The sequence below is a fragment of the Pseudomonas sp. NDM genome, from assembly GCF_003105095.1.
Classification (GTDB): domain Bacteria; phylum Pseudomonadota; class Gammaproteobacteria; order Pseudomonadales; family Pseudomonadaceae; genus Aquipseudomonas; species Aquipseudomonas moraviensis_A.
On the sequence record NZ_QETJ01000030.1, the window covers coordinates 1 to 13291 of the forward strand.

The window sequence follows — 13291 nt, forward strand, 5'->3', positions numbered from 1 at the left end:
TCCTACAGGAGAATGCATACCCATGCAGGAGCTGCCGAAGGCTGCGATCTTTTAAGGACTATGAGGTTTTTATGTTTGATTACACCGCTCGCCCCGAATTGCTCAAGGACCGGGTCATCCTCGTCACGGGTGCCGGTCGTGGCATTGGCGCGGCTGCGGCGAAGACCTATGCCGCACACGGCGCCACCGTGCTGCTGCTGGGCAAGACAGAGGCCAATCTGACCGAGGTCTACGACGAGATCGAAGCGGCCGGTTATCCGCAGCCGGCGGTGATCCCGTTCAACCTTGAGACTGCCCTGCCCCATCAGTACGATGAACTGGCAGCGATGATCGAAACCGAGTTCGGCCACCTCGACGGGCTGCTGCACAACGCCTCGATCATCGGCCCACGCACGCCGATCGAGCAACTGTCCGGCGAAAACTTCATGCGCGTCATGCAGGTCAACGTCAACGCACTGTTCATGCTGACCAGCACCCTGCTGCCGCTGCTCAAGCTGTCCCAGGATGCTTCGGTGGTGTTCACCTCCAGCAGCGTCGGGCGCAAGGGCCGTGCGTATTGGGGCGCCTACGGTGTGTCGAAATTCGCCACCGAAGGCCTGATGCAAACCCTGGCCGACGAAGTCGAAGGCGTGGCGCCGGTGCGCTCCAACAGCATCAACCCCGGCGGCACCCGCACCAGCATGCGTGCGCAGGCGTACCCGGCGGAAAATCCGCTGAACAACCCGACGCCGGAAGAGATCATGCCGGTGTATCTGTACCTGATGGGTCCCGACAGCACAGGCGTCAATGGTCAGGCTTTCAACGCTCAATAACGCCATACGTCGCATTTGTTGCCGCGGCAGAATGCTGTCGCGGCAAATCATTGCCGCTCAGAAGCGTCACAAAGCCGCCAATTACCCAGCGCGGGACGCTGGCACCTTTCAGCAAGTCATTGATTGGAAAAGCTTTAAATAAAATCGAACCGAATGGCACGGGTTTCGCTCTAAATTCCCTCAAAACATGCCGTGTGATGGCCATGGGGCAACGCCGATTTCGATAGCTGACTGATCGTCCTGCGGCAGACTAAACTTACGCCAAACGTCCTACGGGACTGATGGATCAGTACGACGCGCAGCCCATAGCCGCTCTCACCCAGCCTGTAAGACAGACTTACTGCTTAGGGGCTCACGCCATATGAAATCTCCTTCCCAGACCCATGCAATTGACTTTGACAGTGCCAAATTGCAGCGCCTGGGCTTCGGTCAACTACCGGCGCTGATCGAGCGCCCGACCAGCCTGGCGCAATTGCGTCAGCAAATGAGCCTGCAACTGCAAACCAGCCTTGAGCCTCAGCGCATCCTTGGCCTCTTTTTCCGCGAAATCCAGCGCCTGGTGCCGTTGGACGCGCTGAGCTACGTGCATAAGGCCAGTGATCTGCGCCTGGAGTTCGGCGCCCGCGGCCACCATTCGGTCAGCTACACCCTGAGCCACGAAGGCGAGCACATGGGCGAGCTGGTCTTCCGCCGCAATCAGCGTTTCAACGACAAGGAACAGGGCGACCTCGAGTCGCTGCTGTCCTGCCTGCTCTATCCGATGCGCAACGCCCTGCTCTATCGCGCCGCCACCCAAAGTGCCTTGCGCGACCCGTTGACCGGCGCCGGCAATCGCGTGGCGATGGAGCAGACCTTGCAGCGCGAGATCGACATGTCGCGCCGCCATGTGCAGCCGCTATCGGTGCTGATGCTCGACATCGACCACTTCAAACGGGTCAACGACGAACACGGCCACGGCGCCGGGGATGACGTGCTCAAGGCTATCGCAGCGTCGATCAAGGCGCAGCTGCGCAACGTCGACATGGTGTTCCGTTATGGCGGCGAGGAATTTCTGATCCTGCTGTCCAACACCGGCCGTGAAGCGGCGGCGATGGTCGGCGAGCGCCTGCGCCAGGCGACGCAGTCGGAGGAATATTTCGCCGATGGCCAGTTGATCGAGATCACCGTGAGCCTGGGATGCTCGACATTGTTGCCGGGCGAATCGGCGGACAGCTTGCTGCGCCGCGCGGACAGTGCGCTCTATGTCGCAAAGCGCGAGGGGCGTAACCGGCTGGCGATGGCCGGCTAGAAATCATTGTGGGAGCGAGCCTGCTCGCGAAGAGGGAGTGTCAGACAACGATTCGTTGAATGACCCACCGCTTTCGCGAGCAGGCTCGCTCCCACAGTTCTATCAGCTCTCGGTTACGGTCCTGCGCTCGCGGTTGACCAGCAACCGCTCCGACGTTTCAAGCTGCATGCACCGTTCGAGGAACAGATACATGTAGTCGTAGCTCTTGCAGATCGCCTGCCGCAGCTCGGCCTGCAAAGCCTTGGTCGGGTTCAGGCCGGCCAGGGTGCAGATGATTTCCAGCGCTTCCCACGGATGGGCATCATCGTACTGGGCGTGCATCTTCAACCACTTCATCGCGCGCTTGCGGTCCTCTTCCGGGAACGCCGCCGCATAGACCCCGGTCGAGCAGACCACCGCTGACCACTCCCCGGTCGCGCCCTCGATCGCATAGTTGGTCGCGGCGATCGCGACGATCAGCGAATCCGCCGAGCTGGTGTGCCAGCACCAGTGACTCAGGGCGTGCAGCTCCGGTGGCACTTGCTGAGCCTGGAGATCTTCGAGGCTGACGCCATGGGCGCGGCTCCAGTGCATCCAGTAGTCGGCGTGATTGAGTTCGACGCGGATGTTGCGCATCAGCCAGCGCCGCGCCATGTCCTCGCCGGGATGGCGGGCGAAACGGGTCTTGGTGAGGTTCTGCGCCATGTACAAGGCAAACTGCTCGACCACTGGCCAGCCGCCGATCAGGTACTGGCGCATGGTTTTCGCGCTGAGTTTGTTGTCACGCATGCGCTGATAAAGTTCATGTTCGACAACCCGGCGCTTGCTCTCGCTGCAATCCTTGATGAGCTGTTGTGCCCAGGCAGGATAACTTGCAGCTTCCATGAGGGGTCCGGTTCGGTTGAATGTGTCGATCACTGTTCGGCTCCTTTTGAGTTGTGATGGCAAGGATCGGCGAGAGACTTCAACGGAACGTGCCAGGCGCTTTGAACAACAACGGCTGCGGTCTGGCAGGGCGACTTTGCAAACTGTCACAGGTAAACAACTGCGGACGCTCTATGACATAACCCTGAGCGTAATCCACACCTATTTCAAGCAATGCCTGTTCGATCTGGTTAGTTTCAACAAACTCGGCAATTGTCTGCTTACCCATAACATGGCCGATGTGATTGATCACCTCGACCATTGCCCGATTAATCGGGTCGTCCAGCATGTCCTTTACGAAACTCCCGTCGATCTTCAGGAAGTCTACAGGCAAATGTTTCAAGTAAGCGAATGAAGACATTCCGGCACAAAAGTCATCCAGGGAAAAGTGACAACCTAAGCCTTTGAGTTCATTGATAAAACGAATTGCGCTGCCAAGATTGGCGATTGCACTGGTTTCAGTAATTTCAAAACAAATCATTTCAGGCGGTATAGCGTAGTTAACAAACTGTTCGCGCAGGAAGTGCAAAAACGCGTCATCTCCGATAGTAATGCCTGACAGATTAATCGCACACATCGCTAACGGAAGTTCATGTTCCTGCTCAATACACTGAGCAATTACCTTAAACACGTTTTGAACTACCCAGCGATCTAACTGGGTCATCAAACCATAGCGCTCTGCCGCCGGAATAAAGCTGTCCGGCAAAATCATCCGTCCCGACTCATCGTGCAGACGCAGGAGGATCTCGATGTGCCCGGCCTGACCGGGTTGCGGCTTGAGCGGCGCGATCTGTTGGGCATACAGGCAGAAGCGGTTTTCCTCCAGCGCCATGTGCAGCCGTTGCACCCAGGCCATTTCACCGAAGCGCATGGACAGTTCGGAATCGTCGGCGTGGTAGACCTGCACGCGATTGCGACCCTTTTCCTTGGCCATGTAGCAGGCCATGTCCGCCGCCCGCAGCGAGGCCTCAAGGGTGGTCGGATTCTGCGCCACGTGGACCAGGCCGATACTGACCGTGGTCAGAAACGGCCGCCCTTTCCAGACAAAATGCAGGTTCTGCACGGTCTGGCGCAGGCTCTCGGCAATCTTCTCCGCCACCTCCGGCGGGCAGTTCTCCAGCAGGATGCCAAATTCGTCGCCGCCCAGCCGCGCCAGCGTGTCGCCCTCGCGCAGGCCCGATTGCAGCAGCGTGCAGATATGCCGCAACAACTCATCGCCTGCCGCATGGCCGCAGGTGTCGTTGACCAGTTTGAACTGGTCCAGGTCGAGGAACATCAGCGCATGCCGCCCGGGCTGGCGTGTCAGGTTGTGCAAGGCCTGTTCGAGGCGATATTCGAATTCGCGGCGGTTGGCCAGCCCGGTCAGCGCATCATGGGTCGCCTGCCAGGACAGATTGGCGATGTACTGCCGCTCCTGGGTCATGTCGTGCAACACCAGCACGGTGCCGCTGACATTGCCGGCATTGCGGATCGGCGCACCGACCAGGGTCACCGACAACGTGCTGCCATCCAGACGCTGAATCAATTTGGAATGCTCGCTGCCGCCGCTGAGCTGACCGCTGAGAATGTGCTCGATCAAGGTCAGCCCTTCGGTCTGGGCATTCTCGTCGAGCAGGTTGAACAGCGCCGACAGCGGCAGGCCCGCCGCCTGCTCGGCCTTCCAGTGGGTCATGGCTTCGGCGGCCGGGTTCATGTAATCGATCGCGCCGTTGACGTCGGTGGTGATCACGCCATCGCCAATCGACTGCAAGGTGATATGCGCGCGATCCTTCTCCAGTTGCAGTGCCTGGGCAAACTCATGCCGTTGTTTGAGCAGTTTGTGCGTGCGCCACAGCGCCAGCACGATCAGACCCAGCGCGGTGGCCAGGTTGGTGAACAGCAAAATCCGCATGATCACCCGCGACCCTTCGCCCAAGGCATCGCTGAAAGCCCTGGCTGCCGGGGTCACGGCATCGTTGATGGCGAAGATCTGCACTTTCCAGCGCTGCACATCGCCGGGGCTGGCCTGGTTCCGGGCAATGCCCTGATGCATCTCCTGCGCGACTTCGTGCAATCGGTCCAGATAGGCGTCGCCGAGCGTCCAGCGATCGATGGCGGTTTCGAGATAACTGAAGTGACGAAAATTGAGGTACAGCCAGATCAGGCTGGAAACGTCGTCGGGGTGATTGCCGCCCTTGAGTATGCCTTCGCGCGCGGCCTGCAGATCCGGCGGCTGACGATCCAGCGCCAAGCGCAATTCGTGCCCGCCCTGGGGCACGGCGATGGCCGTCAGGTACTTGCGGTAGATCGCCTCGTCACGGCTGTCGGCGTAGAGGTTCAAATAATAGATGGCGTCTTTCTGGCCCTTGGACCACAGGCTTTCTCCAGCCACGTAGCCACGCACGGCCGAAAGCACGTAAAGGCTCACGCCCCCGAGTAATGCCTGGAACACCACGACAGCAATAAAGGGCCAGACGATACCCAACAACCGTGGTGTTCCCAGAGTCTGCTTTTGCTTCATGAGAGTCCTTGCATGAGCACTGCCCGCTCGCCTTCCGGGCGAATTCGCTATGACGAGACTAGGTGGGGTTCTCGTTCAAGGCAAGGCGCGGCCTTACACCGCGCGCAGAACGTCTGACAGGTCGGCGAAGGTTTCGATCAGTGCTGTTGCAAGTTGCCGTAGAGCTTGGCGTACAGACCGCCGTCGGCGATCAGTTGGCGATGGTCGCCGTCCTCGGCGATCTGCCCGCCGTCGAACACCAGCACCCGGTCCGCCTGCTTAACCGCCGAAAGGCGATGGGCAATGATCAATGTGGTGCGACCGTTGAGAAATTTCGCCATCGCCTGATGCAGGTTGTACTCGGTGGCGGCGTCGAGGGCCGAGGTGGCTTCGTCGAGAATGACCACTTTCGGCTCGGCGAGGATCATCCGTGCGATCGCCAGACGTTGGCGCTGGCCGCCGGACAAACGCACGCCGGAACGACCGACGATGCTGTCGAGGCCATCTGGCAGCGCGCGGATGGTCGAGGCCATTTGCGCAATTTCCAGAGCCTGCCAGCAGGCTTCGTCGCTGCGAATCCGGCCCATGGTCAGGTTGGCGCGCACGCTGTCGTTGAACAGTGCCGGATGCTGCAGCACCACCGCGACGTTCTCGCGCACCGTCTCCAGACCGATTTCCTGCTGGGTCGACCCGCCAAAGCGAATGGTCCCGGCCGCTGGCGTGTACAAGCCCAACAGCAGCTGCACCAAAGTACTCTTGCCGCCGCCGCTGGCGCCGACAATCGCAACTTTCTCGCCGGGCAGGATCGACAGGTTCATCTGATCCAGCACCAGCTCGTCGCCATAACCGAAGCTCAGGCCTTGCACCTCGATGCCGACGGTGTCGCGGCCCTTGAACGGATCGACGCCGCCGGGATACTGCGGCTCGTCGGCGCGCGCCAGCAGTTCATTGATCCGCGCCAGTGCGCCGCCCGCCGCGTAGTAGGCGTATTGCAGGTTAAGCAACTGTTCGACCGGGCCGATCATGAACCACAGGTAACTGAACACCGCGAGCATCTGGCCGATCGACAGGTCGGAAAACAGCACGGTGAGCATCGCTGCTGCGCGGAAGATGTCGATGCCGAACTGGAACAGCAAACCACTGGCGCGATTCGAGGCGTCGGTTTTCCACTGCGAGTTGACCGCGTAGTTGCGCACTTCCTGCGCTCGCAACCCGAGGCGCCCGAGGAAATAGCCCTGGCGGTTGCCGGCGCGCACTTCCTGAATCGCATCGAGGGTTTCACTCAGCGCCTGGGTGAAGCGCGAAGTGCTGTCGTTCTCCAGTTTCTTCAGATGTTTGACACGTTTGCCCAACTGCACCGTGGCGTAGATCACCAACGGGTTGAACAGCAGAATCAGCAGCGCCAGCTTCCAGTGCATCCACATCAGGATGCTGGCGGTGCCGACCAGGGTCAGCATGGCCACAAGGAAGCGGCTAAGGGTTTCGCCGACGAATTTATCCAGCGTGTCCAGATCGGTGACCAGATGCGTCGTCACCGTACCGCTGCCAAGGCTTTCGTATTCGCCGAGTGAGATACGCTTGAGCCGTTCGATCAGACGCACGCGAATCCGGTAGACGATGTCCTTGGCCAGCCGCGCGAACAGCCGCGACTGCAAAACACCAAAACACAGGGCGCTGCAACGCAGAGTCAGGGTCACCACCAGCATCAGGCCGATATAACCCGCCGCCTGCTGCCACATGCTCGGCAGGAAATGGTTCATGACTTTCAGTGCCGCATCGCCGTGGCCGAGCAGGACTTCGTCGACCAGCAATGGCAGCAGCAACGGAATCGGCACACTGCACAACGTCGCCAGCACAGCCACGCCGTTGGCGATCCACAGGGATTTCTTGTGATGCAATGCCAGACGTCGGACTTCGGCCCAGCTCAGCCGGTCGACACGCTCTACGGCTGGCGTGTCATCGGCCCGGTCAGACACAGGCCGCGCGCTCCAGCCAGCGGCCGAGCAATGGCGACAGCTCGCTGAGCGGTTGATAGCCGTTGGTCAGCAGCGCCAGTTGACCGTTGCGCTCGGCGAGCAGGGTCGGGAATCCGGCGATGCCCAGATCCTGCACCCAGCTGAAATCGGCCTGGGTCGCCTTGTGCTGCTCGGCATGATCGAACAGCGCGGCGAATTCGATACGCGGCACACCGGCCTGCTCCGCCAGTTCGACCAGCACGCTGGCCTGAGTGACATCGCGACCTTCGGCATAGAACGCCTGCTGGATCAGCCCGACCAACGTCCACGCGCAATCCGGCGCCAGACTGCGCGCGGTCACGATGGCGCGACAGGCCGGTTCGGTGTCGTAGACAAATCCGTCAGGCAACGCGCCGTCGAATTTGAACGGCTGGCCGGTGGCCTCGGTGACCGCTTGCCAGTGCTCAAGAATGTAGCGTCGCGTGGTCGGCTCCAGCGCCGAACCGCTGCCGGTACGCAAACCGCCAACCACCAGATGCAGCTCGACCCCGGCTGCCTGCGCCTGCTCGACCAGTGACTTGGCCACCGGAGCAAATCCCCAGCACCACGAACACATCGGATCCATCACATAGAGCAGGCGCGCAGACATGGTTAAGCCTCGGTGGATGCTTGCTTATAGTTGTAGCCGATCGGGTGCGGCTGGTTGCGCGCCTTGGCCAGTTCGATCTGCTTTTGCCGATCGATGGCGCTGCGCCGGGTCTTCTCGCTGAGCTTGTCCCAGCAATGCGGGCAACTGATGCCGGCGACGTAGTGCTCGGAGGTGCGATCCTCAACGCTGACCGGTGTGCGGCAGGCATGACATTGATCGTAGTCGCCTTCCGTCAGGTCGTGACGCACGGTCACGCGGTTGTCGAAGACGAAGCAGTCGCCGCGCCACTTGGTTTCTTCCTGCGGCACCTCTTCGAGGTACTTCAGGATGCCGCCCTTGAGGTGGTAGACCTCTTCGAAACCTTCGCCGAGCATGTAGCTCGAGGCTTTTTCGCAGCGAATACCGCCGGTGCAGAACATCGCGACCTTCTTGTGCACGGCCGGGTCGAAGTGTTCCTTGATGTAGTCGGGAAACTCGCGAAAACTGGTGGTTTTCGGATCGATGGCGCCTTCGAAGGTGCCGATCGACACTTCGTAATCGTTGCGCGTGTCGATCAGCAGCACTTCCGGGTCGCTGATCAGCGCGTTCCAGTCCTGCGGCTCGACGTAGGTGCCGACCTTCTTGTTCGGGTCAACGCCTTCGACGCCGAGGGTGACGATCTCTTTCTTCAGCTTGACCTTGGTGCGGTAGAACGGCTGCTCGTCGCAGTAGGATTCCTTGTGGTCGATATCGACCATGCGCGGATCGTTCTTCAGCCAGGCGAGCAGACCATCGATACCCTCACGGCTGCCGGAAACCGTGCCGTTGATGCCTTCTTCGGCGATCAACAGGGTGCCTTTGATGCCGTTGTCGACCATCGCTTGCAGCAGGGGCTCGCGCAGGTCAACGTAATCTTCGAGGGTGACGAACTTATACAGTGCCGCCACGACAATCGGTTGTGTCATGGGTATTTCTCCAGGTGGCTACCCTCGCAAAGGGTGAACCGGATTCAAAAAAAACGCGCCGGCTAAGCGGCGCGTTGCGGATTCTAGCAAAAAACACGGTCAATTGACGGTGCACTGATATCTCTGTGGCGAGGGAGCTTGCTCCCGCTTGGCTGCGCAGCAGTCATAAAACCAGCAAGCGCATTCCTTCAGCCCGTGCACCTTTGCAGCCTCGGGAGCGCTGCGCACTCCAGCGGGAGCAAGCTCCCTCGCCACAACAGCCCTCACTATCCTCAGTTTTTGCTACCGCCAGCACAGGTCGGCGACGCCGGGGCGCCATCGAGCTCTGCCCATTCCTGCGGGGTATAGGTGTGCAGCGCCAACGCATGGAACTCGCCCATCAGCTCGCCGAGCGTGCCGTAGACTTTCTGGTGACGCTTGACCCGGTTCAGGCCTTCGAACTGCGTGCTGACAACCACAGCCTTGTAGTGGGTCTGTAACCCGCGACTGTGCATGTGGCTTTCGTCCAGCACTTGCAGGTGCTCAGGCTGTAACAAAGCCAGCGTCGATTCGATGCGTTGTTGCATGGTCATCACGAACTCCGCTTACTTCTTCTTGGCCGGCGCAGCAGCGCCTTTCGGGTCCAGCTCTTTGGTCATGTCGTCGAGCAGCTTGTTGACCACAGGCACCGCGCTTTCCAGTTTGCCCTGGGTCATCTGCGCCGACTGCTGGGTCAGCTGCGGCATTTTTTCGAGGACTTTCTTGCCCAGTGGCGACTGGTAGAAAGCCACCAGATCCTTCAGCTCGGATTCGCTGAAGTTGCTGGTGTAGAGCTTGACCATGTCCGGCTTGAGCTTGTTCCAGCCGATGGCCTGGTCCAGCGCGGCGTTGGCCTTGGCCTGGTAGGTTTCGAGAACGGCTTTCTTCGACTCCGGCGCTTTGGTCTGTTCAAAGCGCTGGGCGAACATTTGCTGCACTTGCATGTACACCGGGGTGCCCAGCTTGTCAGCGTGAGCCAGCGTCAGGAAAGCTTCGGCACTGGCGTTGTGGCTGGCGGTATCGGCAAGCACCTGGCCGCTGGCGCAAACCAGTGCAACCGCGGTACAGATGGCGCGAAGACGAGTCATCGAGTTTCCTTTAAGCAAAGCGAGGTCGAACCCCAAGGGCGACCATTCTGCGCCTAACAATCGCTGTGGCTCAACCCCCGCCCCTTGCCGCGCTTGATTGGCGGGGCTTTGCGGTCAACAATCGAGCCGATGGAACCACCCGGGCCGATGCCGGCCTAAATTGCGCCAACAGACCAACAGGAGTGTGCACGATGAGCCGTATCGAAACCGACAGCCTGGGCCAGATCGAAGTCCCGGACGACGCTTACTGGGGTGCTCAGACGCAACGCTCGCTGATCAACTTCGCCATTGGTCAGGAACGCATGCCGCTACCGGTGCTGCATGCCCTGGCGCTGATCAAGAAAGCCGCCGCGCGGGTCAACGACCGCAACGGCGATCTGCCCGCCGACATCGCCCGCCTGATCGAACAGGCCGCCGATGAAGTCCTCGCCGGCGAGCACGACGAGCAGTTTCCGCTCGTCGTCTGGCAGACCGGCAGCGGCACCCAGAGCAACATGAACGTCAACGAGGTGATTGCCGGCCGCGCCAACGAACTGGCCGGCAACCCGCGCGGCGGCAAGTCGCCGGTGCACCCGAACGATCACGTCAACCGCTCGCAAAGCTCCAACGACTGCTTCCCTACCGCCATGAGCATCGCCACCGCCAAAGCGGTGCAGGAACAGCTGCTGCCGGCGATTGCCGAGTTGTCCGGCGGCCTCGCTGAACTGGCGGCGCGCCATATGAAACTGGTGAAGACCGGGCGCACGCACATGATGGACGCGACGCCGATCACCTTCGGTCAGGAGCTGTCCGGGTTCATCGCGCAACTGGATTATGCCGAGCGCGCGATTCGTGCCGCATTGCCCGCGGTCTGCGAGCTGGCGCAGGGCGGCACTGCGGTCGGCACCGGGCTCAATTCGCCCCACGGCTTCGGTGAGGCGATTGCCGCCGAGCTCGCTGCGCTGTCCGGCTTGCCGTTCGTCACCGCGCCGAACAAATTTGCCGCGCTGGCCGGCCATGAGCCGCTGGTCACCCTGTCCGGTGCGCTGAAAACCCTCGCTGTGGCGCTGATGAAAATTGCCAACGACCTGCGTCTGCTGGGCTCGGGTCCGCGCGCGGGGTTCGCGGAAGTGAAGCTGCCGGCCAACGAACCGGGCAGCTCGATCATGCCCGGCAAGGTCAACCCGACCCAGTGCGAAGCGCTGTCGATGCTCGCCTGTCAGGTGCTCGGCAACGACGTGGCGATCGGTATTGCTGCGAGCCAGGGGCACTTGCAGTTGAACGTGTTCAAACCGGTGATCATCCACAACCTGCTGCAATCGATCCGCTTGCTCGGCGATGGCTGCAGCAACTTCCAGCAGCACTGCATCGCCGGACTCGAGCCGGATGCCGAGGCCATGGCCAAACATCTGGAACGTGGACTGATGCTGGTGACCGCGCTGAACCCGCACATCGGTTATGACAAGTCGGCGGAGATCGCCAAGAAGGCCTACAGCGAAGGGCTGACCCTGCGTGAGGCGGCGTTGCAACTGGGTTATCTGACCGATGAAGAGTTCGATGCGTGGGTGCGGCCGGAGAACATGATCGAAGCGGGCGCCAAGGGTTAGATCTGTAGCGTCTGTTAGTAAGTCATCGCGAGCAGGCTCACTCCTACAGGGGGTACGCATTTCAACTGTAGGAGTGAGCCTGCTCGCGATGAAGATGACGCGGTTTAACTGGCTGCCATCTTCAGCCGCCGCGCCCTGAGCCCGGCAATCAACGATGGCCCCAGCGCCACCAGTGCCGAACCCAGCACCACCAGCACCGCCCCGCCATAGCCCAGGGCATTGATCTGCTCGGCATGCACATACTCGGGCCAGATCCGCGCCGCAATGGCCACCGCAACAAACGTCACCAACGGCGTGATCGCCAGCGTCGCACTGACCCGCGACGCTTCCCAATGCGCCAGCGCTTCGGCGAATGCGCCGTAAGCGATCAAGGTATTCATGCAACACGCCAGCAATAGCCAGCCCTGCAGCGGGCTCAGCGCCAGCGCTTCCAGCGGATGCACCCACGGCGTCAGCAACAGCGCGCAGAACAGGTAGATCACCATCATCACCTGCAACGAATTCCACACCGTCAGCAATTGCTTCTGGCCCAGCGCGTAAAAGGTCCAGACGGTCGACGCCAGCAACACCAACAGCACGCCAGCGGTGTAATCGGACAGCGAGGTCAGCAGTTCGGCCAGGCGCTGATTGAAGAACAGACCAAAGCCTATCAGCAGCACCAGCAAGCCGATGCCCTGGCCGATGCTGAAGCGTTCCCTGAACACGAACAGGCTGGCAATCAGCAACATGATCGGGCCCATTTGCACCACCAGTTGCGCGGTGCCGGGGCTGAGCAGGTTGAGGCCCATCAGGTACAGCACGTAATTGCCGACCAGCCCCAGCACGGCCATCAGCACCAGCCAGCCGCCCTTGGGGCCGAGCACCTTGCGACTCGGCAGGCGTTTGACCGAGGCCAGATAGATGAACAGGCAGCCGCCGGACACCAACAGGCGAAACCAGGTCACCGTGACCGGGTCCATCACCAGCAGCACCTGTTTGAGCTTGATCGGCAGGATGCCCCACAGAAACGCGGTCAGCAGCGCCAGGAACAGTCCGTATACCCAGCGCCCCGATGAAATGTGCATGCGAACCCCAAAAGCCTGCTGACAAGAGCGGTCATTCTAGGCGCCCTGTCCCGTGCAACACAGGGACAGTTGCCGGCAGGCCGCGAATGAAACTGTGCAGGTCGCAGCAGTAAACCGCCGCGCCGCCGTTGATCGGCCGGACAGGCGCGCCAAGTGCTTCAGGCATAAGCTGATTGCAGACTTTTCCACACATTGATCAGGGAGACCGACATGTACGCCATGCGCGCCGAGGACAGCGCCCCCGCCACCCGTTTTCGCAGCGACCGTGTGTGTCGGGTCAATGGCGAGCTGTATTTCAGCACCCGGGAAAATACCCTTGAGGGGCCGTTTGACGGTCAGGTGATTGAGCGGGAGATTCAGGCTTATATCGCGCGGATGCAGCGGCAGGATTCCAATCGGACAACCGGTTGATGCCATCGCGAGCAGGCTCACTCCTACATTTGGAACGCGTTCCCCTGTAGGAGTGAGCCTGCTCGCGATAGCGGTTGATCAATCAACACAATCT

The 13291-nt window shown here is 60.8% G+C and carries 13 protein-coding genes; 4 read left to right on the forward strand and 9 right to left on the reverse strand.

Going from position 1 to position 13291, the window contains the following annotated elements:
• The first annotated feature begins 71 nt into the window (after window positions 1-71).
• A complete protein-coding gene (locus tag DCO47_RS09520) occupies window positions 72-812 on the forward strand; it encodes a YciK family oxidoreductase (protein ID WP_116657986.1) in 741 nt (246 codons plus the stop codon).
• Here DCO47_RS09520 and DCO47_RS26915 read toward each other — a convergent pair.
• Window positions 799-1017, reverse strand: coding sequence for a hypothetical protein (locus DCO47_RS26915; RefSeq protein ID WP_133247399.1), 219 nt, complete (start codon window positions 1015-1017; stop codon window positions 799-801). The two genes, DCO47_RS09520 and DCO47_RS26915, sit on opposite strands and share 14 nt — an antisense overlap.
• 156 nt (window positions 1018-1173) lie before the next feature.
• Here DCO47_RS26915 and DCO47_RS09525 point away from each other — a divergent pair, with 156 nt between their 5' ends.
• Entirely contained in the window at window positions 1174-2100 is a 927-nt protein-coding gene (locus tag DCO47_RS09525) for a GGDEF domain-containing protein (protein WP_042607945.1), read from the forward strand.
• A gap of 102 nt (window positions 2101-2202) precedes the next feature.
• Here DCO47_RS09525 and DCO47_RS09530 read toward each other — a convergent pair whose 3' ends face one another.
• From DCO47_RS09530 to DCO47_RS09565, 7 genes are all read right to left on the reverse strand, one after another.
• Window positions 2203-2964 carry a TenA family transcriptional regulator gene (locus DCO47_RS09530; protein ID WP_371919864.1) on the reverse strand — a complete coding sequence of 254 codons (762 nt, stop codon included), beginning with the start codon at window positions 2962-2964 and terminating at the stop codon, window positions 2203-2205.
• Window positions 2965-3043: 79 nt separating this feature from the next.
• Window positions 3044-5503, reverse strand: coding sequence for an EAL domain-containing protein (locus tag DCO47_RS09535; protein ID WP_116657987.1), 2460 nt, complete (start codon window positions 5501-5503; stop codon window positions 3044-3046).
• A 137-nt stretch (window positions 5504-5640) separates the two neighbouring features.
• Window positions 5641-7458 (reverse strand): ABC transporter ATP-binding protein, encoded by a 1818-nt coding sequence (locus DCO47_RS09540; RefSeq protein ID WP_042607948.1) that lies wholly within the window; start codon window positions 7456-7458, stop codon window positions 5641-5643.
• A complete protein-coding gene (locus DCO47_RS09545; RefSeq protein ID WP_177434330.1) occupies window positions 7451-8053 on the reverse strand; it encodes a DsbA family protein in 603 nt (200 codons plus the stop codon). The genes DCO47_RS09540 and DCO47_RS09545 overlap by 8 nt, the downstream gene beginning before the upstream one ends.
• A gap of 35 nt (window positions 8054-8088) precedes the next feature.
• Window positions 8089-9030: a rhodanese-related sulfurtransferase gene (locus DCO47_RS09550; protein WP_116657989.1), complete on the reverse strand. Its 942-nt coding sequence runs from the start codon at window positions 9028-9030 to the stop codon at window positions 8089-8091.
• A gap of 272 nt (window positions 9031-9302) precedes the next feature.
• Window positions 9303-9602 carry a BolA family transcriptional regulator gene (locus tag DCO47_RS09560; protein ID WP_116657991.1) on the reverse strand — a complete coding sequence of 100 codons (300 nt, stop codon included), beginning with the start codon at window positions 9600-9602 and terminating at the stop codon, window positions 9303-9305.
• A gap of 12 nt (window positions 9603-9614) precedes the next feature.
• Window positions 9615-10136, reverse strand: coding sequence for a DUF2059 domain-containing protein (locus DCO47_RS09565; RefSeq protein ID WP_039760068.1), 522 nt, complete (start codon window positions 10134-10136; stop codon window positions 9615-9617).
• A 191-nt stretch (window positions 10137-10327) separates the two neighbouring features.
• Between DCO47_RS09565 and DCO47_RS09570 the strand changes: the two genes are divergently transcribed.
• Window positions 10328-11722 (forward strand): class II fumarate hydratase, encoded by a 1395-nt coding sequence (locus DCO47_RS09570; protein ID WP_042607951.1) that lies wholly within the window; start codon window positions 10328-10330, stop codon window positions 11720-11722.
• A gap of 104 nt (window positions 11723-11826) precedes the next feature.
• Here DCO47_RS09570 and DCO47_RS09575 read toward each other — a convergent pair whose 3' ends face one another.
• Window positions 11827-12786, reverse strand: coding sequence for a DMT family transporter (locus DCO47_RS09575; RefSeq protein WP_083352237.1), 960 nt, complete (start codon window positions 12784-12786; stop codon window positions 11827-11829).
• A 210-nt stretch (window positions 12787-12996) separates the two neighbouring features.
• Here DCO47_RS09575 and DCO47_RS09580 point away from each other — a divergent pair, with 210 nt between their 5' ends.
• Window positions 12997-13197: a DUF6316 family protein gene (locus DCO47_RS09580; RefSeq protein ID WP_042607953.1), complete on the forward strand. Its 201-nt coding sequence runs from the start codon at window positions 12997-12999 to the stop codon at window positions 13195-13197.
• Window positions 13198-13291 lie beyond the last annotated feature (94 nt).

Excerpts from the sequence above, each read along its gene's own strand:
- DCO47_RS09520 (WP_116657986.1), top strand. The coding sequence starts at position 72 with ATGTTTGATTACACCGCTCGCCCCGAATTGCTCAAGGACCGGGTCATC.
- DCO47_RS26915 (WP_133247399.1), bottom strand. The coding sequence starts at position 1,017 with ATGGCCATCACACGGCATGTTTTGAGGGAATTTAGAGCGAAACCCGTG.
- DCO47_RS09525 (WP_042607945.1), top strand. The coding sequence starts at position 1,174 with ATGAAATCTCCTTCCCAGACCCATGCAATTGACTTTGACAGTGCCAAA.
- DCO47_RS09530 (WP_371919864.1), bottom strand. The coding sequence starts at position 2,964 with ATGGAAGCTGCAAGTTATCCTGCCTGGGCACAACAGCTCATCAAGGAT.
- DCO47_RS09535 (WP_116657987.1), bottom strand. The coding sequence starts at position 5,503 with ATGAAGCAAAAGCAGACTCTGGGAACACCACGGTTGTTGGGTATCGTC.
- DCO47_RS09545 (WP_177434330.1), bottom strand. The coding sequence starts at position 8,053 with ATGTGTTCGTGGTGCTGGGGATTTGCTCCGGTGGCCAAGTCACTGGTC.
- DCO47_RS09550 (WP_116657989.1), bottom strand. The coding sequence starts at position 9,030 with ATGACACAACCGATTGTCGTGGCGGCACTGTATAAGTTCGTCACCCTC.
- DCO47_RS09560 (WP_116657991.1), bottom strand. The coding sequence starts at position 9,602 with ATGACCATGCAACAACGCATCGAATCGACGCTGGCTTTGTTACAGCCT.
- DCO47_RS09565 (WP_039760068.1), bottom strand. The coding sequence starts at position 10,136 with ATGACTCGTCTTCGCGCCATCTGTACCGCGGTTGCACTGGTTTGCGCC.
- DCO47_RS09570 (WP_042607951.1), top strand. The coding sequence starts at position 10,328 with ATGAGCCGTATCGAAACCGACAGCCTGGGCCAGATCGAAGTCCCGGAC.
- DCO47_RS09575 (WP_083352237.1), bottom strand. The coding sequence starts at position 12,786 with ATGCACATTTCATCGGGGCGCTGGGTATACGGACTGTTCCTGGCGCTG.
- DCO47_RS09580 (WP_042607953.1), top strand. The coding sequence starts at position 12,997 with ATGTACGCCATGCGCGCCGAGGACAGCGCCCCCGCCACCCGTTTTCGC.